This window comes from Streptomyces sp. NPDC028419 (assembly GCF_055565515.1).
In genome coordinates this window covers 31350-54638 of sequence record NZ_JBVHUE010000034.1, presented here as the reverse complement: position 1 = coordinate 54638, position 23289 = coordinate 31350, and the positions used below count along the sequence as shown (strand labels likewise).

At 69.1% G+C, this 23289-nt stretch carries 22 protein-coding genes and 1 pseudogene; 13 read left to right on the top strand and 10 right to left on the bottom strand.

What is annotated here, in order from left to right:
* Positions 1–18 precede the first annotated feature (18 nt).
* Positions 19–240, bottom strand: a complete 222-nt coding sequence (locus ACZ4UB_RS31700; protein WP_468075500.1) for a hypothetical protein — start codon at positions 238–240, stop codon at positions 19–21.
* Between the two features lie 199 nt (positions 241–439).
* On the opposite strand from ACZ4UB_RS31700, the gene ACZ4UB_RS31695 reads away from it, so the two are divergent.
* Together ACZ4UB_RS31695 and ACZ4UB_RS31690 are read left to right on the top strand one after the other, a co-directional pair.
* Positions 440–1693: a tyrosine-type recombinase/integrase gene (locus tag ACZ4UB_RS31695; protein WP_468075498.1), complete on the top strand. Its 1254-nt coding sequence runs from the start codon at positions 440–442 to the stop codon at positions 1691–1693.
* A complete protein-coding gene (locus ACZ4UB_RS31690) occupies positions 1690–4089 on the top strand; it encodes a tyrosine-type recombinase/integrase (RefSeq protein ID WP_468075496.1) in 2400 nt (799 codons plus the stop codon). The genes ACZ4UB_RS31695 and ACZ4UB_RS31690 overlap by 4 nt, the downstream gene beginning before the upstream one ends.
* Before the next feature lie 59 nt (positions 4090–4148).
* Here ACZ4UB_RS31690 and ACZ4UB_RS31685 read toward each other — a convergent pair whose 3' ends face one another.
* The 7 genes and pseudogenes from ACZ4UB_RS31685 to ACZ4UB_RS31655 form a co-directional block, all read right to left on the bottom strand.
* Positions 4149–4880 carry a DUF4839 domain-containing protein gene (locus ACZ4UB_RS31685; RefSeq protein WP_468075494.1) on the bottom strand — a complete coding sequence of 244 codons (732 nt, stop codon included), beginning with the start codon at positions 4878–4880 and terminating at the stop codon, positions 4149–4151.
* 374 nt (positions 4881–5254) lie between these two features.
* The gene (locus ACZ4UB_RS31680) at positions 5255–5806 is read right to left on the bottom strand and encodes a hypothetical protein (RefSeq protein WP_468075492.1); all 552 of its coding nucleotides are present in this window, start codon (positions 5804–5806) and stop codon (positions 5255–5257) included.
* A 137-nt stretch (positions 5807–5943) separates the two neighbouring features.
* A complete protein-coding gene (locus tag ACZ4UB_RS31675; protein WP_468075490.1) occupies positions 5944–8247 on the bottom strand; it encodes a tyrosine-type recombinase/integrase in 2304 nt (767 codons plus the stop codon).
* A complete protein-coding gene (locus ACZ4UB_RS31670; RefSeq protein ID WP_468075488.1) occupies positions 8244–9518 on the bottom strand; it encodes a tyrosine-type recombinase/integrase in 1275 nt (424 codons plus the stop codon). The genes ACZ4UB_RS31675 and ACZ4UB_RS31670 overlap by 4 nt, the downstream gene beginning before the upstream one ends.
* 56 nt (positions 9519–9574) lie before the next feature.
* Positions 9575–11332, bottom strand: a complete 1758-nt coding sequence (locus tag ACZ4UB_RS31665; protein ID WP_468075486.1) for a DUF4158 domain-containing protein — start codon at positions 11330–11332, stop codon at positions 9575–9577.
* Between the two features lie 120 nt (positions 11333–11452).
* Positions 11453–11641 (bottom strand): annotated as a pseudogene (locus ACZ4UB_RS31660) (CBS domain-containing protein); the annotation flags it as partial.
* Positions 11642–11667: 26 nt separating this feature from the next.
* Entirely contained in the window at positions 11668–12114 is a 447-nt protein-coding gene (locus ACZ4UB_RS31655; protein WP_468075484.1) for a Crp/Fnr family transcriptional regulator, read from the bottom strand.
* Positions 12115–12278: 164 nt separating this feature from the next.
* Between ACZ4UB_RS31655 and ACZ4UB_RS31650 the strand changes: the two genes are divergently transcribed.
* The 4 genes from ACZ4UB_RS31650 to ACZ4UB_RS31635 all read left to right on the top strand — a co-directional run bounded on the left by ACZ4UB_RS31650 (position 12279) and on the right by ACZ4UB_RS31635 (position 15291).
* The gene (locus ACZ4UB_RS31650; RefSeq protein ID WP_468075482.1) at positions 12279–12518 is read left to right on the top strand and encodes an SHOCT domain-containing protein; all 240 of its coding nucleotides are present in this window, start codon (positions 12279–12281) and stop codon (positions 12516–12518) included.
* A gap of 58 nt (positions 12519–12576) precedes the next feature.
* Positions 12577–13047 carry a pyridoxamine 5'-phosphate oxidase family protein gene (locus ACZ4UB_RS31645; RefSeq protein ID WP_468075480.1) on the top strand — a complete coding sequence of 157 codons (471 nt, stop codon included), beginning with the start codon at positions 12577–12579 and terminating at the stop codon, positions 13045–13047.
* Positions 13048–13407: 360 nt separating this feature from the next.
* Positions 13408–13821: a hypothetical protein gene (locus tag ACZ4UB_RS31640; RefSeq protein WP_468075478.1), complete on the top strand. Its 414-nt coding sequence runs from the start codon at positions 13408–13410 to the stop codon at positions 13819–13821.
* A gap of 114 nt (positions 13822–13935) precedes the next feature.
* Positions 13936–15291: an MFS transporter gene (locus tag ACZ4UB_RS31635; protein ID WP_468075476.1), complete on the top strand. Its 1356-nt coding sequence runs from the start codon at positions 13936–13938 to the stop codon at positions 15289–15291.
* Between the two features lie 33 nt (positions 15292–15324).
* Here the strand turns inward: ACZ4UB_RS31635 and ACZ4UB_RS31630 are convergent, their stop codons facing one another.
* Both ACZ4UB_RS31630 and ACZ4UB_RS31625 read right to left on the bottom strand, forming a co-directional pair.
* Positions 15325–16074 carry a sulfotransferase domain-containing protein gene (locus ACZ4UB_RS31630; RefSeq protein WP_468075474.1) on the bottom strand — a complete coding sequence of 250 codons (750 nt, stop codon included), beginning with the start codon at positions 16072–16074 and terminating at the stop codon, positions 15325–15327.
* A 137-nt stretch (positions 16075–16211) separates the two neighbouring features.
* Positions 16212–16454, bottom strand: a complete 243-nt coding sequence (locus tag ACZ4UB_RS31625) for a ferredoxin (protein ID WP_468075472.1) — start codon at positions 16452–16454, stop codon at positions 16212–16214.
* Positions 16455–16786: 332 nt separating this feature from the next.
* Between ACZ4UB_RS31625 and ACZ4UB_RS31620 the strand changes: the two genes are divergently transcribed.
* The 7 genes from ACZ4UB_RS31620 (at position 16787) to ACZ4UB_RS31590 (ending at position 23278) form a co-directional block, all read left to right on the top strand.
* Positions 16787–16981 (top strand): hypothetical protein, encoded by a 195-nt coding sequence (locus ACZ4UB_RS31620; protein ID WP_468075470.1) that lies wholly within the window; start codon positions 16787–16789, stop codon positions 16979–16981.
* An 81-nt stretch (positions 16982–17062) separates the two neighbouring features.
* Positions 17063–18001: an aKG-HExxH-type peptide beta-hydroxylase gene (locus ACZ4UB_RS31615; protein ID WP_468075468.1), complete on the top strand. Its 939-nt coding sequence runs from the start codon at positions 17063–17065 to the stop codon at positions 17999–18001.
* A gap of 2 nt (positions 18002–18003) precedes the next feature.
* Positions 18004–19119, top strand: a complete 1116-nt coding sequence (locus ACZ4UB_RS31610) for a YcaO-like family protein (protein ID WP_468075466.1) — start codon at positions 18004–18006, stop codon at positions 19117–19119.
* 7 nt (positions 19120–19126) lie between these two features.
* Positions 19127–19864: a class I SAM-dependent DNA methyltransferase gene (locus tag ACZ4UB_RS31605; protein WP_468075464.1), complete on the top strand. Its 738-nt coding sequence runs from the start codon at positions 19127–19129 to the stop codon at positions 19862–19864.
* 33 nt (positions 19865–19897) lie between these two features.
* Positions 19898–21085, top strand: coding sequence for a cytochrome P450 (locus ACZ4UB_RS31600; protein WP_468075462.1), 1188 nt, complete (start codon positions 19898–19900; stop codon positions 21083–21085).
* Positions 21086–21185: 100 nt separating this feature from the next.
* Complete coding sequence (locus ACZ4UB_RS31595; protein ID WP_468075460.1) at positions 21186–22331, top strand: glycosyltransferase family 4 protein; 1146 nt, start codon at positions 21186–21188, stop codon at positions 22329–22331.
* Positions 22328–23278 carry an NAD-dependent epimerase/dehydratase family protein gene (locus ACZ4UB_RS31590; RefSeq protein WP_468075458.1) on the top strand — a complete coding sequence of 317 codons (951 nt, stop codon included), beginning with the start codon at positions 22328–22330 and terminating at the stop codon, positions 23276–23278. The genes ACZ4UB_RS31595 and ACZ4UB_RS31590 overlap by 4 nt, the downstream gene beginning before the upstream one ends.
* Positions 23279–23289 lie beyond the last annotated feature (11 nt).

Sequence of the window (23289 nt, the reverse complement as noted above, 5' to 3'; positions counted from 1 at the left end):
GCTCGCCTCGGGCTTCGATCATGACATTGGTCTCGGCGTCCCAGCGGTTCCTCCGGACCGGCTGAAGCCCGGCATGCCCAGCTGGACCGCAGCCGACTTTCTCTCGGCCAGCGCGTCGACCTGGGCGAGCTTGTCTTCGGCGCCGGCCAAGCTGACCCGGAGTCCTTCGACCTCACCGAGCCAGCCTTCGCGCTCGGCTTCGGCGATGCGGGCGACGAGGTTGTCGCGGATCTCCTCCAACCGGCCGCGCTGGACCGGGTCCGGCCGGAGGAGCGAACAACGAATGTCCCGTTGACCGAACTAGCTTGGGCTCCCTGCGAGGTCAACTCATAGTGATAGCAAGGGGGTTGTGGCTCCTGCTGGCGGGTCGCGGTGACTGCGCGTGTGGTGGTGGATCTGGTTTCATCGCGTGTCGTCGAGTCGGCCCGTGGAGGTATGGATGCCAGAGCACAGCACGACGGTCCGGGATGTGGCGGCGCTGAAGGTGGCGAGGGTCGGCCGCGTCGAGAAGAGCGATGACCCGCTGCAGCCGTTCCGGCTCGTAGACGCTGATGGCACGGAGGTGGCTGCGGTCAGTGAATTCCTGCACCACATGCTCGCCGACGACGCGAGTCCGATGTCGCTGCGGTCCTACGCCTACGAGCTGTTGGCGTGGGTCCGGTTCTTACGCGCCGTGGACGTTCCCTGGCATCTCGCGAGCCGCGTCGAGGCCCGTGATTTCGCACTGTGGCTGAAGACCACGAAGAAGCCGCCCCGGCGGCGCCGTCCCGACGCGCCCGCCCCGGGCTCGGTGAACCCGGTCACGGGGAAGGCCGCACCCGGCGAGAACTACGCCGCTCGGACCAGGCGGCACGCTCGTGCGGTGATCCGCTCGTTCTACGAGTACCACCGAGAGACCCACGGCCGACCGCTGATCAACCCGTTCCCGCAGGGAGGGACTGCCGACGAGGGAAGTCCGAATGCGCATCACAACCCGATGCAGCCGTTCCGGCCGTCGCGCCGGGGCACCTATCAGCCCAAGGAGCCCAAGCCGACCCCGAGGATCATTCCTGAGCAGGCATTCAACGACCTGTTCGCCGGGTTGAAGTACAACCGGGACAGGGCTCTGATCGCGTTCTACATCTCCACCGGCGCCCGCGCCTCCGAACTGCTCGGCGTCCTGCAGGGCCTGGTCTCGCCCGGGGACCAGACGATCGGCGTGGTCCGCAAGGGCAGCCAGGTCCTGCAGCACCTTCCCGCCTCCGCCGACGCATTCGTTTGGCTGCGGCTCTACCAGCAAGAACTTCGCGGCATGGTCCCCAAGCACCCATCGGAGCCGCTGTGGTGGACGCTGCGACGGCCCTTCCGCCCACTGGAGTACGACGCGGCCCGGATGGTCTTCACCCGTGCCAACCAGCTGCTCGGCGCGAACTGGACCCTGCACGACCTGAGGCACAGTGCGGCCAAGAGGATGGTCCGCGATCCGCACCTGACCCTCGCCGACGTGCAATGGGTCATGGGACACGCCCACATCACCACCACGGAAATTTACATCGCTCCCACACCCGACGAGGTCGTCGCCCACGTCCTGGCCCACCATGAGCGACAGCGCGCCGAGCAGGCCAAGCCGCCGGCCCCGCCAGCGCCGGGTTACCGCCCCGAGGTGCTGGCAGCGCTGTTCGGCACCTCGAGCGCGGGCGGCGAAAGCCGGTGAACCCGACCGCGAACATCGACGTCGCCAGGGCCGTCGAGCCACATGAGGTGGCGAACGCGCTGGAGTGGGAACCGCGAGTCGGCGAAGCGAGCTGGTGGCAGACCCGCCAGAGCCGGGAGAGCCTGGTCGAGCGGCTGCTTGGATTGTTCACCGACCCCGGTGCCGGCCTGACCCGCGACAAGACCCGGCGGCGGGGCCTGGACAAGCTGCTGGACTGGCTCGAAGGCCAGCCCGGAGAGACCTGGCAGGATCGCTGGATGGCCAGCGGGGCGGACGACGCCGGCTTCGAGTGGACTGATCTGCCCCTGCAAGGACGCGGCACACCCAAGAGCCACTGGCGCGATGAGCTGGCCACGGGACTGGTGCTCCTGGTCGCCGGGCAGGCGATCCGCCCCAGCTACCCGTGGCTGCTGCGGCAACGCGTGACGGTGATGCTCACCGAGTCCCGGGCCGCCAGCGACCCCGATGCCTTCCATCGGCTCGACCAGCTGGCTCAGCACGCGACAGCCACAGCGAGGTCCGACGCCCTGAACAAGCTCACCTGGATCGTGATCCGCAAGGGCGGCCTGGTCAGCGACATCACCGTCGGCGACTGCATCGAGCTGACCGCCGCACTGGAGGAACACCACTTCCGTGGCAGCGCCGGCCGGCCGCTGTTCTATGCCCTGCTCAAGGAGACCGGCGTACTCCCGGCCAGCGCACCGCTCCGGCTGCGGGCGCTCCGCATCGAAGGCCGCCGCAGCGTTGAGCAGATCGTCGATGCGTACGCCATCGAGTGCCGGGCAGTCCGTGACCTGCTGGTCGAGTACTTCACCGAGCGGGCTCCCGAGCTCGATCACGTCTCGCTGCGTTCCATCGCCCGCAACCTGTGCCGGTTGTTCTGGCGCGACCTGGAGATCCATCATCCCGGCATCGACTCGCTGCGGCTGACACCTGAGGTCGCGCAGGCATGGAAGGAACGCCTGGCCTACATCCGTGATGCCCAGGGCCACCCGGTGCGGCCGCGGGTGAACTTCCGCAGCGAGCTGGTGTTCGTCCGGGCGTTCTACCAGGACATCGCCCGCTGGGCCGCCGACGACCCGGCGCGGTGGGCGCCCTGGGTGGCGCCGTGTCCGATCAAGGCCAACGAGTGCGCGACGAAGAAGTCCCGGTCCGGGGTGAAGTCCCGGATGGACCAGCGGACCCGGACCCAGCTGCCGCTGCTGCCCGCCCTGCTCCGCGCCGTCGACCGGCAGCGCAAGGACGCCGAGGCCCGCATCACCGCGGCTCGCGCGACACCGGCCGGTGGACGGTTCCTCGTCGCCGGGGAGGAGTTCGAGCGCTGCGGGTCCGGGCAGGCCCGCCGCGTCTACGTTACAGAGGTGGCCGCCGGCAGGCGGCGGAACCTGACCCACGAGGAGGAGGCGGCGTTCTGGTCCTGGGCGACGGTGGAGGTGCTGCGGCACACCGGCATCCGGATCGAGGAGATGCTGGAGCTCACCCACCACAGCTTCATCGCCTACACCCTGCCCACCACCGGCGAGGTGGTACCGATGCTGCAGGTCGCCCCGTCCAAGACCGATGCGGAGCGCCTGCTGCTGGTCTCCCCGGAGCTGGCGGAGGTGCTGACCGCAGTGATCTTCCGGGTCCGGGCCGGGAACGCCGCACTGCCGCTGGTGTCGGCCTACGACGTGTTCGAGCAGACCTGGAGCCCGCCCATGCCGTTTCTGTTCCAACGCCGGTACGGCACCGAGGACCGGCCGCTGACCCGCAGCTACATCCGCGAGTGCCTGGTCGCGACCTCACAGTCCGCCCAGATCACCGTGGCCGGCGACCCGCTCGAATGGCGCCCCCACGACTTCAGAAGAATCTTCGTGACCGACGCCATCCGCTCCGGACTGCCGCCGCACATCGCCGCGAAGATCTGCGGCCACGCCGCTCTGGACACGACCATGGGATACGCCGCGATCTACCCGGAGGACGTGATCTCCCATCACCGGGCCTTCATCGCCCGCCGCAGAACCGAGCGGCCCAGCGAGGAGTACCGCGAGCTCACCGCCACCGAGTGGGACGAGTTCCTCTCCCACTTCGAACTCCGCAAGGTCGCCCTGGGGACCTGCGGCCGCGACTACGCGACCCCATGCCAGCATGAAAACGCCTGTGTCAGATGTCCCCTACTTCTCGTGGACCCGGCCCAGATGCCACGCCTACAGGAGATCCACGCCAACCTCGTCGACCGCCTCCAAGAAGCCAGGGACCAGGGCTGGCTCGGCGAGGTCGCCGCCATCGAGACCACCATGGCCGCCGCCGCCCAGAAGCTGGAGGCCATGCGCAACCGTGCGGCCCAGCCGTCCACCGTCCACCTCGGCATGCCCGACATCCGCAGCAGCGTTGGTCGCATTACTCCGGAGCTGTGACAGATACGGCCGCGCAAGCCGGGCACGCTGGTCCGTGATGACGCGGCTGCCCATCTTGACTACCGGATTTCCGTCGAGACCGGGTCGAGGAAGAAGAGGCACTGCTTCGCGTTGAATTCGCCCACCTCGGCGACGAAGCGGAACTCATCGCCCGCGCGGACGCTGGCGGGGATGTTCCGGCCGGTCAGCTTCAGGTCGAGGATGTTGACGTCCTCGTACTTGAAGGCCGGGCCGATCCCCGTATTCGGTCCCTTGTCGCCCGGGCCCAGGAGGAAGTCGTAGCGGGTGTCGTAGTCACCGTGGGGCGCCATGTGCACGATCGAGCCGTCGAAGGCGACCGTCTTGCCCTTGTACTTGGTCGCGAAGTCCGGGTTCGCGCTGTCACAGGAGTCAGGCGTCTTCAGCAGCGCCGCGAACTCCGGGTTGTTCTGAGGCGTGATCACCTCAGCGGCAGCCGACCCGGCCGCGGTCGGAGTCGACGTGACGGAGGGCTCTGCGCTCGCAGTGGCCGCCGTCGGCTTGTTCGACTCGTTCTTCTTCTCACCTCCGTCCTCGAGTGCCGCGGCTACGCCGATGACGATGGCCAGGATCACGAGGCCGCCGACCGCGGTGCCGATCAAGAGCCGCGGCAGGGGCTTCTTCGGCCGGCGGAAGTCGAGGGTCGAGCGCAGCATGCCCTGGGCCTGTTCCACGAGCTCCCAGCCGTCCTTCTGCATCTTCGAGATCACCAAGCCGTCGGTGCCGCGAACTGTCTGCACGGTCTTGTACTCGTACTTGATCCCGTCGGCCATGCGGCTCCGCGCCCCCTAAATGAACTGTTCATACCAACTGCCTCGCGAGCATAGGGGACTCCGCGAGGAACTCGGCATCACCGGCGTCACCCTTGGCCCCGAGCTCGCGATGCGGGCCAAGGACCACTCGGGCAGCAGGTCGACGGCCCGCCGAAGGAGTGTGAACGCCGCCTCATCCATGTCCTGCATTGCCCCCTGTCCCCGGCCGTCCGTTCATCGGCGACAAGACAGGAGTCAGCCGCAAGACACGCCCGGATGCTCCCAGCAGGCGAGATTTCTGCCCACTACTTTCAGCAACTCGACTTCGTTCCGCCCCACCGGGAGGCCAACTGGGCTAGTTCGGATAAGCGAAGCAGTGCTCCTGAGTACTTGCCCTACTCGCTTGCCCCGAAGCTGTCCTTATCCTTGAGGCCCTGCCACGCTTGGACGTTCCAGCTCTGGGGGTGGATGAGGATGATGGGCCTGAGCTTGCTGGTTGTGGTGATCTGGATGCGGTTGTAGAGCAGGCTGCGGTCAATCTTAAGGATCTCGGACGGCGGGTACTGGCGGGCGACGCCGCGGTCCGGGAAGAGGAAGATCCCACCGGTGACGAGAGGAACTGCCACTCCGGGGAGGATCGTTTCGTCATTTTCGACTCTCAAGCTGTACGCCGGCGTGGGCGCACCGTTCATCCCGGGAGCGTCGTCAGCGGAGACCCGCAGGTTCCATGCCGCTGCCACGCGATTCCCAACGACGGCCTCATGTATCCATGAAGCCGTGAGGAGCACTGCCAGTCCCATCCACGAGAACCCGTGGGTCAAGTCGTCCAGCCCCCAGGCGATGAGGCTGAGAACAACACCGCTGCTGACGATCTTGCTTGTGTCCGCGAAGGCGACATGCTGGTTGTAGGCGAGCCGGTTACTGCGGCCTCTGCGTTCTCTTGCCACTCTTGCTCCTCGGGGTACGCGCTCGGTGTGCTGAGAGCGGCATTGTCGCCCTACGGGTGGCGCGGAGACACCTCGGGGATTCTTTGGCGGGCGTGCTGCGCTGGTCACCGGAGCACGACACGCCCGCAAGCGCCCGTTCACCCAACTTCTTCACGACTACTTTCCGTGGTGAGAGTGGGCGCAGGACCTGCGGAACCGCCGCCCTTGGCTAGTTCGGATAAGCAAGCGTGTTCATGAACACAAGGGCTTGAAAAGGCACGAGCGCAGGTGCCGATGGAGACCTTGCGCTTCTCGAAGTGCGCGAGGAAGGCGTCCCATTCCTCCTCGGTGGGGGTTCGATACTCATCGCTGGGCCGGGTGGCCCTGCGGCGGGCGATGAACGCCCGGTGGGCCTCGATCGCCTCGGTCGGGTAGACCGCCTTGTAGTTCATCGTGGTCGAAATGGTCTTGTGACCGCAGATGACCTGCGCGATGTGCGGCGGCAGGCCGCTCATGATGGTGTCGGTGACGAAGATCCTGCGGAAGTCGTGCGGCTGGTAGCGCAACGGCCGGCCGGTGGAATCGGCCAGACCGGAGGCCAGCAGGGTCTCGTCCAGCCCCTTGCGGATCGTTGACACCGACACCGGCCGGTTCTGGCCACCCCAGCGCCACTGGAACAGCAGCGGCAAGGGCGCGTTCCAGGCGCGTTCGCTGGGGTCGTAAGAACGGACCAGGGGAATCGCGCCGGAGACGTCTCGTACTCGGCAGACCATCGCGCTGAGCACATCGGCCAGCTCCGGACTCACCAGGAGAAGGCGTTCCTCGTCGGTCTTGGAGGGGGCGATTTGCAGAAGCGGGACGACCTCGCCGGTGGTCGGCAGCCTGTACTGGGTGATGCTGTGGTGGCTCGCCTCCAGCATCTCCTCGATACGGACTCCGGTGTGACGGAGGAATTCCACGCTCGCCCAGGCCAAGAAGGCGCGCTGCTCGGCCGGTCCCAGGCAGTGCCGCCGGCCGTTCGCGTCGTAGGCGGTGGCCGATGCCGTGTGGTCGGTATAGCGGGTGCCCTTGACCTTGGTGTAGGTCTCGCCCAGCACGGTGAATGAGGTTCCCGGTGCCGCAGCGCGGACGGCGGCGAGCCGGGCCTGGGCCTTCTTGAGCTCGTCGGCCGCGGTCTTGACCAGGGTGGGAAGGACTGGGAGCCGTTCCCGGGTCCGCTGGTCCATGCGGGCCTTTCGCCGGGTGACGTGCTTCCGCTGTGAGATCTCGGCTTCCTTGACCGGGCACGGGGCGACCCATGGGCCCCAGCGGCCCGGTTCCTCCAGGGCCCACTGGGCCAGGTCCAGGTAGAACGCCCGGACTGCCGTCAGCAGGTTGATGCTGTTCGTTCGAGGGCTCGTGACCTCGACGGATGTACCGTCGGGCAGTCGGCGGACCGTGGTCTTGGTGCGGCAGCGTTCCTTCCAGGCCGCAGAGACCTCGGGGGCCAGGTGGAGAGAGTCGATGCCGGGGTGGTGACGTTCCAGATTGCCCCAGAAGTGCCGGGCGAGTGTGCGGGAGAGGTCTTCGAGGGAGTTGTAGTCGAGCGACGGCTGGCGCTCGGTCAGGTAGTCCACGATCAGGTCCCGGACGGGCCGGCACCGCAGCTGGTAGCGGTCCACGCGCTCGGCGGCGCTGACCTGGCCGGAGTGTCTGCTGACGTCGCGCAAGGTGGTGGGTGCATCGGCGGGGAAGTTTCCGAGTTCCCTGAGCCAGTTGTAGAACAGCGACCGCCCAGAGCCAGCATGTACGTAGACACGTGCCTCGGTCTCCCGCAGCTCCAGGCAGTCGCCCACGGTGATGTCGCGAACCCCGCCGCCCTTGGCGACGATCAGCATCGCGATCTGGTAGCGGGCGTTGAACCCGAGGTTCGTCGACCACAGCTCCGGGGCTCCGACGGCCGCGAGCGCGGCGAAGCCGTCCGCGTCACGGCGTTCGGTGACCACTTGGCGCAGGTTCAGGGACTGGCGTGTCATCAGCCACTCCAGGCTGGGACGGATCACATCAGCGCAGACCAGTGCGAGGACGCCCGAGGCGAGTTCGGGCCGGTCAGCTCGCCCGTAGCGGCCGTCGCCGATCGCCTCGATCAGGTGGTCGAGCCAGGCTCGCCGCTGATCGTCGGAGCCGGAGTTCCGCCATCGCTGCTGCCAGCTGTCCCCTGGAAACTCTTCCAGCCAGCGCAGGATCGTTTGGGCCCCGCGGCCCCGGACGTAGCGGGTGTGCTTGTTCGCGGTGGCCGAGAATTCCGCCAGGCGCTCTTTGACCTGGTCTCTGTCCTCGGTGGTCGCCAGCCAGTCGTCAGGAACCGATCTCGCGGGGAAAGCGGCGCGGAGGGACTTCTGGGCGGAACCGTGGAGCGGAGCCGAGGACCGCTGTCCCGAGCGCCTTGCCGTGGGCAGCGTCGTGGTCGTCTTGGTGGTCATGTCCGTCGTCCGAACAGCACGTCCAGGCTCGCCGGGTCGTAGCCGGGAGCCGGAGCCGGCGGCAGAACCGGCTGACGGGCCCGACGAGCGTGGTGGGCCAGCACGCTCTCGATCACCTCGTCCTGGCTGGCGGCCAGGTAAATTTCCGTGGTGGACAGATGGGCGTGACCGAGGACCCATTTCACGTCCGTCAGAGGCATCTGCGGGTCGCGGGCCATGCGGTAGGCGGCCGTGTGCCGCAGGTCGTGCAGGGTCCAGTTCGACCCCAGCAGCTCGTTCGCCCGGCCGAACATCGCTCTGGCCGCGTGGTAGTTCAGCGGCCTCCACGGCCGGCGAAGCGTCCACCACAACGGCAACCGGCGTCCATACGGGGCGCCCTGGCGCCGGGCATCCTCCTGGTAGAGACGCAGCCACACAAATGTGTCCGGTGACGCTGGCAGCGGCTGGCTCTCCCGCGTCCCCTTGCGGACGACGGTTATCAGCTGCTGGCCCGGGTCGGTGTCCAGCTGGCGGCTGGTGAGCATTCCGTCGGCTCGGGCACCGGTGGAGACCCAGGCTGAGAGCAGGGCGCGGTCGCGGTTGTACTTCAATGCGGCGAACAGCGCGTTGAACATCTCGTCCGGGATGCGCTGCGGAAGCTTCTTGGGCACGCGCGGCCGGTAGCGGCCCTTCCCCTCGTGTCGAAACGGTTCCATCGGGTTGTGGTGAGCGTTGGCCCGGCCTCGCCGGAAGCGGTCCAGCGGGAAGGGGTTGATGATCGGCCCGGTGCCCTCTTCGAGGTGGAATTCGTAAAAGGACCGCAGCACCGTCTCGCTGTGCGCACGGGTGGTCGGTGCGTACTTCCTGCCAGGCGTCGGCTTACCCGTCACCGGATTCGGCGCCCCCGGCTCGGTCCGCTTCGCTCCGCTCGACCTGGGGGTAGTGATGCCCTGGCGCTGGTGGCGCCAGTGGATCCGGACCGGCTTGTCCGCGAGTTGCAGCCAGCGGGAGAAGTCCCGGGCCTCGCTGCGGGTCGCCCGGTCCCAGGCGACGTCAACCGCCCACAGGAACCGGTACCACCTGAGCAGATCCATGCCGTACGACCGGACCGTGGTTGGCGGCCTGCTGGCCGCCTGCAACTCAGCGAAGAACGAGGTGACTGGCACGACCGGTAACCCAGCCGGATCAAGCAGCCGGTACGGATCACGCGGTTCGCCGGTCTCGACTAACCGGCCTACTTCGGGCAGCAGGAAGCGTGTCAGATCCCGCCCGGGATCGTTCAGATCGACCATGGCGAGAAGCTAGCAGAAACAGGCTCTGACCTGCTAAAACGCAAGAGTTAGTTCAGTCAATGGACCCCAGCGCCGCTCAATCTCGCCCTTAATGGCCACCAGGTTCTCGGGCTCCTTCTGCTTCGCCCGTGGGGAGACCCTGATCCACGGCTCACCGTGCTTCTTGACGGTCGCCACCCCGCCCGTCGTGCCCTCCGCCAGCGCTTGATCGAAGCGGTCCAGCGAGGTGCGGAGCTTGCCTTGCAGAGCGGCGATGAACTCCCCGGCGTCCTGCGGCTGGCCCAGCGCGGCGTAGTGCACGTCCCGGTTGTCCTCGAAGTCCGCCGGCAGGTCGTCCTCCGGGTTACGCCACCGGTTCGCCCCCGCCACCCAGATCTCCCGGCGCCGCACCGCGTCCCGAAGCGCCACCAGCACGCACAGCTCGTACGGGATGCGCTCGACACGGCTACGCTCGTCCACCACCGCGGCGGCCAGTGCTCGGGCACCACCCCCGCAAGCGGCACGCTCTCCGCCGGGTCGAAGAACGCGCCCTCCTTCAGCGGCTGGTCCAGGTAGCGCTGGAGCAGGTCGATCGCGTCCATCACCGGCCGGTAAGCCGTGTTGTTGCACTTCAGCTCCAGCGCGCCCAGCAGCGGCGATAGCATCCGGCGCCAGTGCGCCGAGTACGACGACCGCAGCACCGTACGCACCCGGGCCTTGTAGCGGGACTCGTTCGCCGCGGCCTCCGCCGCCAGGGCTTTGAGGGTCTTCTCTGCGCCCACTACCGGGTAGATCACCCGCCGTACAGTGCCGGACGGCTCCGACAGCGCCGCCTCCGCGACCCGCAGCAGCATGCCCTCCTTGCCCCGGATCTTCTTCAGCTCGGCGTTCAGCTCCTCGTCGACTTTCCGCTCCGCCCGGGTGTTGATCTTCAACACGAGCTGGATGAACAGGTCCACCAGCGAGTCGGTGATCTCCGTCTGCCGCACGTGGCACAGCGCGGCCAGCAGCGTCAGGCGCCGCGCCGGCTTCATCCGCTCCCGGTTCGCCGGATACTCCTTCGACGCCCGCGCTCGCCACGCGTCCACCAACTTCTCCGACACGTCCGCGAACAAGTCCGCGGGCAGCTCCAGCCGCCGGACCCGCTTCAGCTTGCTCACCTCGGCCAGCAGGCTCTCCAGGCCCGGGGCCCCCGGGTCGGCCTTCAGCTCGGCGAAGTGAGATCGCTCGCCGCCCGAGACCGCATCCTGGCTGTCCGCTCCCTCGGCCGCCTCGTCCTGGCTGCCGGCGACCGGGTCCTCCAGGCGCGAGCGCGTCGCGTGCGAGATCCGCTCCACCCTGCTGCTGCAGAACCGGGCCTCGAAGTCCTTGACCGCCTTGCCCACCAGCCGCCCGACCCGCCCCGGGGCCGGCGGCTCGATGTGGTCGTTACGACACCGGGCCACGACCGCCGCCGCAAGACGATCCCGCGACAGCTCCACCGGACACAGCTCAGCGGCCAGCCACTCAGCCAGCCGCTCCTGGTCCTCCTCGGTGTTCGCCCGGAACCCGTACGCCTCCCGGATCTCCTTGCGGTGCCGCTTGATCCGGTCGCCCTGCCAGTCGTAGTCCGCCCACGCCCCGGCAGGAACCTTCACCTGCTGGGCCACATACTCCACCGCCGCCGCGGGCACCTCCCTCGCGGACTCCGGGAACCGCGCCTCCACCTCGAAGAACTTGAGCAACAGCGCGAAGCCCAACCGGGTCGCCCCCGACTTGTTCCGCACCCTCTTCATGTCGTCTTCGAGCAGCGTCCAGACCTCGATCAGGTCTTCCGGCTCCCAGTCCGGCCGCATACCACCCACGCCTTCGCCGCCACTCGTTCAGCTCAACGAGACGGCCAGAGTCGGGAAACGAGGTCAATGCGGCTACTCAGCGCTACACGCCACCTGGCGGTAGCTATACGAGAACAGGGCCTCCTCCTTCGGCAGCAGGTCCGCCTCGGAGACCACGCCGACGCCCCGGCCCTCGCCTTCCAGGACGGGGACGGCGCTGACCTTCCACTGGTGCATCAGCTCGACGATCTCCTTGTAGGAGGCCTCGCGGCCGATGGCGACGGCGGTGTGCGTCATGACGTCACTGACGGTGTAGCGGGATGCGGGCATGACCGGCTCCTTCGGCGTACGGACGATCAGAGGAAGCTGCCGCTGCCATAGGGCGCGTACAGGTCGAGAAGGCGCACGCGGGCGGCCTGCAGTCGGTTGGCGAGGACCTGCCCGACCCACTGGCCCAGGGCGGAGCCGAAGGCGGCGTCGGCGTCCATCAGCGTCCGTACGCGCGCCGCGTCGAACTCGTGCGCGCGGACGGGCGTCATCGCCTCGGCGCCCAGACGCCAGGAGTACGACTTGAAGAGCCACGAGCAGCCGACCAGCTGGCCGGCGCCCAGGCTCTCGATGACGGCGACGCGCCGCCCGGGCACATGGACGTCCAAGGTCACGGTGCCGGACCGGACGATCCAGAAGCGATCGGCGTGGCCACCCTCGCGAAAGAGACGGGCCGGGCCGGTGAAGGGGTACTCATGAACGGCCTCCTGTTCGAGTCCGTCTTCAGTCTTGGTGTTCCCACCGGTGCCGGGCATGGGCCCTGTGGTCCCGTCTATGGGCCGACCGGCCCCTGCCGGGGCTCGGTGCGGCCGGAGATGCTGGGCAGCAGATGACCGGCTCGCGGCCGTCGCCCCGTCCACCTGGTAGGTGCGCGATGTACTGGAATGGCCATGGCATGGGGTCCTGGGGATGGTTCGCCATGTCCCTCACCATGCTGATCGTCTGGACTCTGATCGTCGCAGCGGCCGTCCTCGTGGTCCGCGCTCTCAGGCGAGACGGTGCGCACGGGCGCACAGCGCCCACGCCCTACGCCGCCTCCGACAAGGGCCCCGAGAGGCTTCTCGCGGAACGATTCGCCAGAGGCGAGATCGACGACGAGGAATACGGTCGGCGGCTCGCGGTGCTGCGACGCCATGCCCCTGGGCCCACGCCCCTTTGACAAGCCAACAGCGGGCAGGGGCCCTGGCGTCCCGCCCCCTTGACCAACGGTGCCCACGATGAAGAGCGATCCGGCCTTTACGACCACCAGCTCGCCTGCCGTCAGCATGCGGGGACGGCAGATCGACGAGCTCGGCGTTGACGAGGCGCTGCGGTTGCTGGGCACCGTCGAACTGGGCCGGATCGTCTTCACCCGTCACGCGCTGCCCGCGGTGCGCCCGGTCAACCACCTCCTCGACGCCGGCGACATCATCGTCCGGATCCAGGACAGCTCGACGCTCGGAGCCTTGCTCGCGGCCCAGGAGGGTGCGGGCGTGGTCGTCGCGTACGAAGCCGACGTCATCGATGAAGGCGCGCACCTGGGGTGGAGCGTGGTCGCCACCGGCTACGCCACCGCCGTCACCGCACCCGGCGAGATCGAGCGCTACGCGCACCTGCTGCAACCGTGGGTCGAGGGCGCCGCATCGGGCGCCATCCGGATCAGCCCCGACCTGGTCACCGGCTTCCGCCTGCGGGAGAGCAGCCCGTAGGGGTCGGCCCACCCGCCTTCCGTGGCTACCGGAGGGTGGTGCGGCCCCTCGGCGAGGGCTGGTCCGGAACCGGTCCGGATCTTGCTCCTCGGGGTCCCCAGGCTTCTTCGGCGGCGCGGGTGGCATGACGGTGGTGACCAGCTGGTGCTGGCTGCGCTCCCGAGCGCGCTCGGGGGAGCCGCGGCAGGCAGGTGAGGCTTGGCGGTGCTCTTGCGTGTTGTAGGAGCCGGAGCTGGATCGTGTGGTCGACTCTTGAAACAAATGCACGATTTGCCCGCTCAAATGACGGAGTGTTCCATGCCCCGCCTTCCTCGTTTCCTCTCTTCGGCATCTACTCTCGCGCTCAGCCTCGCCCTCGGAGTGTCCGGGGCCCTGATCTCCGCGCCCGCAGCCCATGCCACGGCCCCCAACACCTGTGGAGGTGCCGTCCAGGACTACGTCGGGCTCCTCAGCCTGGACAGCGCCTTCATCGGAGCCGTCAACGGCGACCCCGCGCGGGTCATCACGATCACCCCGCTCGTCGCGAACGGCCCCTCCTTCCGAACCGACGTGAGTGACGGCATCGACTCCCGCGCCGCGGCGGCTCCGTTCGAGCTGTTCGTGGACACCAGTGGCCGGGGATCGATCACGTTCCGCTCCTATGTCGGATACGGCAAGAGCAGCAACGTGGTCTGCGGAGGTCTCCCCGGAACCACCCGCGTCACCAAGATCACCGGGAAGATCAAAGTCACCGGCTTCGACAAGAAGGTCACCTTCACGGCGAGCCGCGCGTAGTCGTCACCGCAAGGTACTCCAGTGCCCCTTGATTCCCACCAGGCGTCAAGGGGCGAACAGATGTGAATCCCTGACAGAGAACTGCCGTGCCTGCATCCTGCCGGCGGAGAGGTCATGGCGACGGTGCGTGCGCAGGACTCGACCGCTCCACACGTCACCGATGACCCGCGCCATTCGGCCGGGAACGCCTTCGCTCCCCTGTCGGAGCGCCTGTTCCGGCTGTACTTCCTGGCCCGTCTGCTGAGCTGGACGGGGACCGGTGTGGCGCCCGTGGCATTGGCCTGGGCGGTGCTGGGACAGGGCGGGGGGCCGAGCGGCCTCGGTCTCGTGTTGGCCGCCGGGGTCGCTCCACAACTCCTGCTCCTTCCGGTCGGTGGTGTGGTCGCCGACCGTTGGCCGCGCACACGGGTGCTGACGGTCACCAACACGGTCTGTGCATCGACGCAGTTGCTCGCCGCCGGCCTGCTCTGGTCGCGGGTGGGCGGGATCTGGTGGCTGGCCGCGCTGACCGCGGTCTGCGGTGCGGCGGCCGCGTTCTCGGTTCCGGCCGGGGCCGGAGTGCTCCCGGAACTGGTGCCGGAACCACTGCGCATGCGGGCCAACGCGCTGCTGAGAATGGCACAGACGACGGTCAAGGTCGGGGGCCCCGCGTTCGGCGCCCTGCTGGTGGGGGCCGCCTCTCCCGCCTGGGTGATCTGCTGGGACGCGCTGAGTTTCACCGGGGCCGCGCTCCTGATCGCCCGGATGGGTCTGTCCTCCCGGGTGGAGGGCAAAAGCGCGGAGGGATTCCTTGGGCAACTCGCCTCGGGGTGGTCCGACTTCCGATCACGTCGATGGCTCTGGGCGCTCATCCTGCAGGCCGCCGCAGCGGCCCCGCTGTGGCTCGTCGGTTACCAGGTCCTCGGCCCGGTCTACGGGCAGGGCGAGTTGGGTGGCGTGCACGGCTGGGGCCTGGTGGCCGCGGGGTTCGCCGGGGGGCTGTTGATCGGTTCGGTGCTGGGTTTGTGGTGGCAGCCGGTGTGGGTGGGAACGGTGTGCTGCGTGGGGACCATGGCCATGGCCCTTCCCTTGTCGTTGATGGCGGCCGGCGCCTCTGCCGGGGTCCTGGCCGCGGGGGCGGCGGTGACCGGCGGGGTGGGAGCGATGTCGGCCCTGGTGTGGGCTTCCCTCGTACAGGTGATGATTCCGGCGGAGCGGCTGAGCCGGGCACTCTCGTACTCGGCGTTGGGGCAGCTGGTGGTCCAGCCCGTCGGCTACCTGCTCGCCGGGCCCGCTACGCGGCTGATGGGGCTGCGCCCGACTCTGTTGGCCTCGGCCCTGCTGATCGTGCTGGCCGCTCTGTTGCCACTGCTTCTGCCGGACGTCAGACGGCTTCGGATCCCGGACGCGACACCGTCCTGGACGAACCGTGTCGATGACGGTCGGCCGGGTTCAGAGCCGGGCCCGGTGGCGCGGGTCACCGCTCCCTAGCATCGATGGCCTCATGCCGGGCGAGGCGCGACATCAGAGGGCCGGTGTCCGGCTGGACAGGTCCACGGTGGCGGGATCGTCCGCGGCGAAGGCCACCGCGTGCCATTCGGGGACCAGGTTCTTCCTGATCAGGTCATTGATCTCGCTGACCTGGGGTGCTGTCAGGTAGTCGCGGAACCCTCCGATGATCCCCCGGCGGGTTTTGAAGGACTCCGGCTCGCCCGACCTGCCGGGCCGCAGGCGGTCGGAGCCGAGGGCGTCGCTGAGTTCCATCGCACGCATGCTGGAGAAGCTGGCGAATCCGACCGATTCCCGCAGCACTGAAGGATCGACCCGCGGAACTCCGCAGAATTCCAGGATCCGCGCGAGTTCACCCGGGGTGTCCGCGGCGAGGCGCTCGTACGAGGTGAGGAGGAACGCGCGCGGGACGTCCTGGCATGCGTGCCAGATGTTCCAGAAGGCGACACAGGTCCGCAGGCTTCCTTCGTCCTCACCGATGAAGTCTTCGAGAGGACCGGTGTACGGGTTGTCCGGACGCAGGCTGCGCTGGAAGTAGTAGGAGACCGTTGTGTCCCGCAGGTCACGGGTCAAGAAGACCACCCGGCGGTCGCGGTAGCGCTCCTTGTCAGCGGACAGCTGGCCGGGTGTGCGCCACCCGACTCGGTCGTCGTGCCAGAAAGTGATCTCGGGGACGCGCGGATCGACGGCGCTGAACTCCTCCAGCCGCATATCCCGGCAGATCTCCATCGGCAGATCCCAGTGGAGCGAGATGGCTTTGGCCATCAGCAGACGTAGCCATGTTCGTCCGCACTTGGGGAAGGACAGCACAAAGGCATCCGGTGTGGCGGATGATCCTGAGAAATCCCGTGAGCCCGTCATGGAGGATGATTATGCACCCCGAGGGCTTCCGCGTGACACGGTCAGGCGTGTCCCTCACTCGGAGGGAATACGGTTGACCCCGTGGTCAGTTCGAGCACCGTTATGGCCTCCATCGGGCAGGTGAACGCCGCGTCCAGTACCCGTTCGTCGGGGGTGACGCGCGCGGAGTTCGGCCGTGACCGCCGACTGCTGTCGATCACGAAGTGATCGGGCGCGGCGCTCGCGCACACTCCCGAACCGATGCAGCGCCGACCGTCGACATCGATCTTCCAGGAGTCCGCCACGGCTGTCCCCTTCGCGTGTTCCCGTAACCGCCCTCTCGTTCCGGCAGCGCTACGGTGATCGGTCCGACGTAGGCGGACCGGCTCGGCTGATTTCTTCTCCAAATTAGCCGTATCTCGACTGACCCGTGGGTTAACGCCTTCAGCCCATTCAGCCGTATTCGCCGTCCCTGAGCGCGGATTATATGGCCGGAAAAATGGTTTGGGTAAGCATCTCCCCACCAGCACCGGACGTGGGCTTCGGACAACCCTGTGGTGGAGGCGCGGCTCCGTTCCACCGCCTCCCTTCCGGAACAGCCGTCAAGCCGCCTACCGGACTCGCTGACGTCGCCCGAATGCGCACCGTGTCCGGCCGCTCCTCCTTGGCTGCCGCGGTACGTCCCCCGACGATGACGCTGCCGGTGGATCCGACCGAGCACGGCCGGGCCGGTGAGGTGAAGGGAGCGTCAATGAACGAGGAGATCGAGCAGCTCGCAGACGAAGACCTTCCCGAGCTCGCGCTGATGGTTGACATCCCCTCGCGCGACTAGGAACCGACGGCGCATGCGCACACCGTGCGGCGGGCCTCCCGGCCCGCCGCACATCACTGCCCAAGACCCGGAAGAGGGAGTATGCGCGTCGAACCGGATGCGGAGGAGGCTGCCCGCGAGCAGGCACGGCTGCTGCAGCGCATGCGGGGCGTGCTCGCACGGGCGGAGCTGGCACCGCCCGAGAACGAGCGCCTGCGTCATCCAGCGGCGGTCGAGGTCGTCCACGCCGCGGGAAGGTCCCTGCGTTCCGGTCGGCTGGACGCGGAACAGCGGCGGAAGCTGGCAGCACGGCTGGCGCGGGTATCACCGTCCGCCTTCGGTCCGGCCGGCCCCCAGGACCATCTGAGGCGCAGCGTGGCTCGCGCCCTGAGGTCCGTACCGGTGAGTCCGTCCGCCGACGGGCAACCGGCCGCTGCCGAGGTCGTGGCGTGGCGGGATTCCGAGCGGGAAGCACTGGCGCGGGCGGTCGACCTGCTGACCCGGGTCTGGCCCCAAGGCGCCGCGGAGGTAAGCGAGACGGTCGCCGAGATCGCGCTGCTGGACGGCGGGGCGATCGACGGGTTCACCGACTTCACCGTTCACGGGGCCGTCTTGGTGCACCGCGACCGGCTGACAGCCAGCCGCGCCGGACTGCCCGGCGCGGTGCGGTTCGCCGAGGCGCTGATCCACGAAGGCACACACACGAGGTGCAACGCGGCAGCCCTGACGGACCCGTTCCTGCTCCCCGACCCGGCAGAGGACGCGCCCGCTACGGGTCGGAACGCGGAACTGCTGGTCGTGACGCCGCTGCGGGCCGATCCCCGGCCGCTGACCGGCCTGTTCCAGCAGACGGTGGTACTGGCCCGCAGCGTGCTGCTGTACCGCAGGCTCGCGGGTACGGGCCCGGTGGTCGACACCCGGCGCGAGACGCTGCTGCGCTCCGCGCACCAGGCCGTGCACACCTTGGGCACCCACGCCGACAAGCTGACCTCGCACGGGAACCGGATGCTCGCGCAGTGCACCGAAGCACTCGGAGAGTGAGCGTGACGTCCTGGGAGCCCCAGGTGTTCACGCCCTACCGGGAACAGCCGGAGATCCTGTTCGCCCGGGTGGCCGCCCGGTCGGCGGCGTTCGAGGGAACGAGCGCCGCCGGCGGGGCGCCGGTGCTGGTCGGCAGCGCTGCCGGCCACGACCGGGAACGGGTGGTCCTGGGCGCCCGCGGGGAGCTTCTGGAACGGCTCGGAAACGTGATGGCGGGGCGGGAGGCCGAGTCTGCCGCCGAACTGGTGGGAACCCGGGAGGAGCTGCGGCGCAAAGGATTGCCCGTCCTCGCACCGCAGCCGCTGCCCGGCGCGGACGCCAGGGTGCTGTGGGTACGCGGCCGGACGGTCCAAGGTGCGGAGGTATTCGTTCCCGCGGGCTCGGTGTTCCTGCACCACAGGCCCCCGGCCGGGTGTGACACGGCGGGCCGGGCAGGGTCCACCGGCATCGCCGCACATCCCGACCTGCGGGCCGCGACCCGGCACGCGGCCTGGGAAGTGCTCGAACGCGACCTGGTCAGGCGCAGCTGGTGCGGGCTCGCGGACCGGCCGCCCAGCCTGGTCCCCTTCGAGCCGCCCCCGCCGCTGGCCGCCTTCCTCCAGGACAGTGGACTGGAGACGACGGCCCTCCGCGTTCCCGCTCCGGCCGGAACCGCCTGCGTGGTGGTCTGCCTGCACCGCGCCGACGGCGGCGGTCAGGCGTTCGGTGCCCGCTGCGGGCCCGGCGACACCGTACAAGCCCTGGCGGTGAAGGCCGCGTACGAGGCGCTCATGGTCCGGTGGAGCATGAGCGCACCGGCCGCGAGGCGCACGTGGGAGCAGTGGCACGGTGCGGGCCCGCCGGAAACCGCTGTCCAGCACGCGCTATGGGCCTACCACCGCCAGGACAGCCTGCGATGGTGGGACGCGCGTCCGGGCGCGGGGTCCCAGCCCGCCGACGGTGTGCGGACGGACCCGCTCGACGTGCTCGCCGGACACACCGGCCAGGACGTGGTCCTGGTCGAGACCACCTCCGGGCCCGCCCGCAGCGCGGGGGTGCGCGTCGTACGCGTGCTGGCCCCAGGAGCCCTGCCCCTGCCGTCCGGGGACGGCGCCGGTCACCCCCATCCCTTCGGTTAGGAGCCCCATGGACGCCACGTTCCCCGAAGCGCGCTCCGGCTATGCCGACGCGTTCGCCGACGACTACGACCGCTGGTTCGCGAAGCCCGGTGTCACCGCGGCGACAGTCGAAGCCGTCGCGACTCTCGCGGGTCCCGGACCCGTCCTGGAGCTGGGCATCGGCACCGGCCGGATCGCCCTCCCGCTGCGGGAACGCGGCATCGAGGTGCACGGCATCGACGCTTCCGAGGCGATGCTCCGGCGGTTGTACGCCAAACCGGGCGGATCCCGGATACCCGTGACGGTCGGGGATTTCGCCGCGGTTGCGGTCACCGGGACCTTCAGCCTCGTGTACCTGGCCGGCGGTACCTTCGCCGAACTGCCGGATCAGGCCGCCCAAGCGCGCTGCTTCGCCAATGCCGCGGCCCGTCTCGCGCCAGGCGGCCTCCTCGTCCTGGACGCCCACGTGCCCGAAGCCCTGGCCACGGTGAACGGCCCCGAGATCGTCACCGAGGACGATGACCACCTGGTGCTGTGCTACCGCCGTCTCGACCCGTCGGACCAGACGTACCTCTCGCACTACGTCATCCACCACGACGGACGCACCAGGCATCTGCGCGTGGTCTTCCGGTACGCGGGCCACGGCGAACTCGACCTGATGGCGGCCCGGGCCGGCCTGCGGCTCAAGGAACGCTGGGGCAGCTGGAGCGGAACTCCCTTCACGCGGGACAGCGGCTACCACGTCTCCGTCTACGAGCAGGCCTGACCGCCGGACCACCAGGTGATGACGGAGAGCGGCATGAACCGGACCGAACGAATCCAGGCCTTTCCCTTCCCCCATCGGGACGGGCTCGACCCGATGCCGGAGTTCGAGGAACTGCGCCGCAAGGCCCCGGTCATCCGGGTCCGGATGCCCAGTGGTGACACCGCCTGGCTGGTGACCCGGCACGCCGATGTCCGTACCGTCCTGGCCGGCGCGTGCTTCAGCCGCGCCCGGGCGACCAGGGGCACCGGCCCCAGGATCAACCGGACGACCACACTGCCCGATTCCATCCTGGCCGCGGACCCGCCCGACCACTCCCGCCTGCGCAGACTGGTCGCGCCCGCCCTCAGCGGACGCCGGGCGGAAACGATGCGCGGCGGGATCGCGCTCCTGGCCGACGAGCTGCTCACGCGCATGAAGGGACAACAGCCACCGGCCGACCTCGTCGCCGGCTTCACCCGGCCGCTCCCACTGACCGTGATCTGCGACCTGCTGGGAACACCCCGCATCGACGGTGACCAGCTCGATGCCTGGAACGACGCGATGCGCAGCGTCACCGCGCTCCCGGACACCGCGGTGATGGCGGCCGTCGAGGACATGACGGACTATCTGACCCGGCTCGTCGCCGCCAAACGCTCCCACCCCGGCGATGACATGCTGAGCGCGCTGATCGCGGCACGTGACGCCGGCGACCGGCTGACCGAGGGCGAGCTCATCTCGTTCTGCATCGTGCTGCTCGCGGGTGGCTACGGAACCACCGCCGACCGGCTGGCCGGCCTGGTCCAGCTGCTGCTCGACCAGGACGAGCGTTACCGCCTGCTGTGCCGCGAACCGAACCTGATCCCCAGCGGCATCGAGGAACTGCTCCGGTACGCCCAGGCCACGGTCGGTGCGAACCTGCGGGTCGCCACGCAGGACGTGGTGCTCAGCGGCGTACGCGTCAAGGAGGGCGAGGCAGTCATCGCACTCACCTCTTCGGCCAACCACGACGAAGACGTGTACCCGGCCCCCGACCTTCTCGACCTGACCCGCGCCGCCCCGGCGCACCTGGCGTTCGGGTACGGCGCCCACTTCTGCGTGGGAGCGCAGCTCGCCCGCGTGCAGCTCCAAGAGGCCCTCACCGCTCTGGTACGCCACTTCCCCACGCTCAGGGCGGCAGGCCCGCCGGAGTGGAAGCGCGGCCAGATCACCCGAGCCCCCCGGATCGTGCCCGTCTCCTGGTGAGCCACAGCCCGCGGGCGGACGAGGCCGTCCCCACCGCTGCCCGACCGCCGCCCGAACCCATGCCCGTACCGACATCCACAGCAGCCGAGGGGTAGACCGCATGCGCATCGCTTATCTGCACGGAGGAAGCATCCCCTCGTTCTTCGCCAACGGCGTCCACGTCATGCGCATGTGCGACGCGTTCACCGACGCCGGACACGACGTCACCCTGTACTCCATGCCCGGCACCTACACCGACGCCGATCCCCACGAGTACTACGGTGTCCGGCACCGCTTCCCCATCCGGCTGATCCCCGCACCCGACCACACCCCGTCCGGCTACCGCGCACGTGGCGAACACATCCGCGACCTGCTGACCGGGGGGTCCGCACCCGACCTCATCTACGGGCGCGATCCCTACAGCCTCGCCGCCACCGCCGACCTGGCCCCCTTCGTGTACGAGGTCCACCAGTTGCGCAGGGACCTGCCGGAGGGAACCGACCGCGCCCTGATCAGTCACCCCGGCCTCGCGCGGATCGTCGTCATCACCCACGAACTCGCCCGAGATCTCCAGCAGGCGCACCAGGACCTGGGGAGACTGCCGATCCTCGTCGCACCCGACTGCGCCGACCCACCGGACCCCCGCGCGGCGGTCAACACCCCCGGGCTCCCCGGCCGCGCGGCCGCACCCAAGATCGGATACGTCGGACACCTCTACGACGGACGCGGCATCGACCTCATCCTCGACCTCGCCGGGCGCCTCCCGGCCTTCGACTTCCACCTGGTCGGCGGCACGGCCGAAGACAGGGCCCGCTGGGAGGGCCCGTGCCCGCATCCCAACGTCCACTTCCACGGGCACCGGCCCCCCGCCGAACTACCCGGCTACTTCCCCCTCTTCGACGTGGTCCTCGCCCCCCACCAGCGCAAGGTGTACACCTTCGGCCGATTCGACGAGATCGGACGCTGGACCTCACCCATGAAGCTGTTCGAGTACATGGCCCACGGGCGCGCCATCATCGCCTCCGACCTGCCCGTCCTGCGTGAAATCCTCCAGGACCGGGTCAACTGCCTGTTGTGCCCCCCCGAGGAACCGCAGACGTGGGCCACCGCCCTCACCGAACTCGTCACCGACACGACCTTGCGCAAGACACTCGGTGACGAGGCCCAACGGCAGTTCCTCGCCCTCTACACCTGGCGCCGCCGCGCCGATACGGTCCTCGCCGACATCACCCGGGCGAACCCCTCCAGGTTGGGAGACACTCCGTGACCAAAGCCGTCGTCACGGGGGCCGCCGGCTTCATCGGCTCGCACCTCGTCGAAGCACTCCTCGCCGAGGGAACCACCGTCGTCGGCGTGGACCGTCGCGCCCCCCGGTTCGACCCCGCGGTGGAAGCCAACCTGAGCGGAGCCCTCGACCACCCGAACTTCACCCTGGTGACCGCGGACTTGAGGACCTTCCCGCTCACGAAGGCGTTCCACCAGGCCGACGTCGTCTTCCACCTCGCCGCCCTGCCAGGAGTGCGCGGCTCCTGGGGAGAGCCGTTCGCCGCATACGCGTCGTGCAACATCTTCGCCACCGAACGCGTGCTGTCGGCGTGCGAGGACGCTCATGTTCCCCGCCTCGTCTACGCCTCTTCCTCCAGCATCTACGGGACCAGCGGCGGCCCCACCCGAGAGGACGCCACACCGAGCCCCGCATCTCCCTACGCGGTCAGCAAACTCGCCGGCGAACAGCTCTGCCTGGCCCACGCCGCCAAGACCCGTCCCACCGTCACCACCGCGGCCCTTCGCCTGTTCACCGTCTACGGGCCCCGCCAGCGCCCCGACATGCTGATCGGCCGCGCCCTGACGGCGGCGCTGGGCGGCCCGGAACTGACCCTTTACGGGGACGGCAGTCAAACGCGCGACTTCACCTACGTCGCCGACGTGGTCCGTGCCGCCATCGCCGCCGCGACCGGTCGCGACGCGACGACCGTCTTCAACATCGGGGCCGGCGTCAGCACCACCGTGCTGGACGTGTTGTCCGCGGTCGAGGAGCTGACCGGCCGCCCGGTGCCGGTCCGCAAGCTACCCGCGCAGGCCGGCGACGTGGAAGCCACGCTCGCCGACCGCTCCAAGGCGGCCGCCCTCCTCGGTTGGACCCCGAACACCGCTCTCGTCCAAGGCATCTCGCACCAGCTCTCCTACCTCACCGCCTCCTCGCGGCGCCCCTGAACACGGGCCCG

Bases quoted from the DNA above. Each gene is read 5' to 3' on its own strand.
- ACZ4UB_RS31695 (WP_468075498.1), top strand. From the start codon at position 440: ATGCCAGAGCACAGCACGACGGTCCGGGATGTGGCGGCGCTGAAGGTG.
- ACZ4UB_RS31685 (WP_468075494.1), bottom strand. From the start codon at position 4,880: ATGGCCGACGGGATCAAGTACGAGTACAAGACCGTGCAGACAGTTCGC.
- ACZ4UB_RS31675 (WP_468075490.1), bottom strand. From the start codon at position 8,247: ATGACCACCAAGACGACCACGACGCTGCCCACGGCAAGGCGCTCGGGA.
- ACZ4UB_RS31670 (WP_468075488.1), bottom strand. From the start codon at position 9,518: ATGGTCGATCTGAACGATCCCGGGCGGGATCTGACACGCTTCCTGCTG.
- ACZ4UB_RS31665 (WP_468075486.1), bottom strand. From the start codon at position 11,332: ATGCGGCCGGACTGGGAGCCGGAAGACCTGATCGAGGTCTGGACGCTG.
- ACZ4UB_RS31655 (WP_468075484.1), bottom strand. From the start codon at position 12,114: ATGCCCGGCACCGGTGGGAACACCAAGACTGAAGACGGACTCGAACAG.
- ACZ4UB_RS31650 (WP_468075482.1), top strand. From the start codon at position 12,279: ATGTCCCTCACCATGCTGATCGTCTGGACTCTGATCGTCGCAGCGGCC.
- ACZ4UB_RS31645 (WP_468075480.1), top strand. From the start codon at position 12,577: ATGAAGAGCGATCCGGCCTTTACGACCACCAGCTCGCCTGCCGTCAGC.
- ACZ4UB_RS31635 (WP_468075476.1), top strand. From the start codon at position 13,936: ATGGCGACGGTGCGTGCGCAGGACTCGACCGCTCCACACGTCACCGAT.
- ACZ4UB_RS31630 (WP_468075474.1), bottom strand. From the start codon at position 16,074: ATGGCCAAAGCCATCTCGCTCCACTGGGATCTGCCGATGGAGATCTGC.
- ACZ4UB_RS31620 (WP_468075470.1), top strand. From the start codon at position 16,787: ATGCGCACCGTGTCCGGCCGCTCCTCCTTGGCTGCCGCGGTACGTCCC.
- ACZ4UB_RS31615 (WP_468075468.1), top strand. From the start codon at position 17,063: ATGCGCGTCGAACCGGATGCGGAGGAGGCTGCCCGCGAGCAGGCACGG.
- ACZ4UB_RS31605 (WP_468075464.1), top strand. From the start codon at position 19,127: ATGGACGCCACGTTCCCCGAAGCGCGCTCCGGCTATGCCGACGCGTTC.
- ACZ4UB_RS31600 (WP_468075462.1), top strand. From the start codon at position 19,898: ATGAACCGGACCGAACGAATCCAGGCCTTTCCCTTCCCCCATCGGGAC.
- ACZ4UB_RS31595 (WP_468075460.1), top strand. From the start codon at position 21,186: ATGCGCATCGCTTATCTGCACGGAGGAAGCATCCCCTCGTTCTTCGCC.